The organism is Methanobrevibacter cuticularis, from assembly GCF_001639285.1.
Classification (GTDB): Archaea; Methanobacteriota; Methanobacteria; order Methanobacteriales; family Methanobacteriaceae; genus Methanobaculum; species Methanobaculum cuticulare.
Genome location: NZ_LWMW01000078.1, coordinates 1 through 547 on the forward strand (window position 1 = coordinate 1; position 547 = coordinate 547).

The following is a 547-nucleotide window of genomic DNA, read 5'->3' on the forward strand; positions in this document are numbered from 1 at the left end:
ATTATACAGGTATTAGTTTTGTTAATGTTACTGTTGATGGTAAACTCTTTACTAATGTAACTGTTGATGGTTCTGGTTATTGGGAGTTAAATTACACTACCAACCGAACTGCCACTGATTTAGAGGTCATTGTTAGTTTTGCTGATAATGAAAATTATACAGGCTTTAGTAATGTTACTAATTTTAATGTTACAAAGGCTAATGTAACTATAAACATTAACTTACCGAATAATGCTACTTATGGAGGAAATTCTACTATAAATGGTAATATAACTGCTAACGGTAATTTAATAAACGGAACATACAACATGACAGTAATTATTGATGATTTAGTTTACAATGTGACTGTTATTGATGGTGTTTGGAGTTTAACAATACCTAATACAAGTGCAGGAATAGCTAATGTTGATATGTTTTTCCCTGGAAACAGTAATTACAATGATGCAGCAATAGCTGCTAATTATACTGTTGCTGCGAAGAATCTTGGAACTAAAATCACAATAACTTCAACAAGAAACGGTAATAAAATTACTTACAAAATTACACT

Annotated in this window: 1 protein-coding gene; it reads left to right on the forward strand. The window is 30.3% G+C overall.

Annotated features, from left to right (window positions below):
* On the forward strand, nucleotides 1–547 hold a 547-nt coding region (locus MBCUT_RS11225; protein WP_169805373.1), incomplete at both ends, for a hypothetical protein.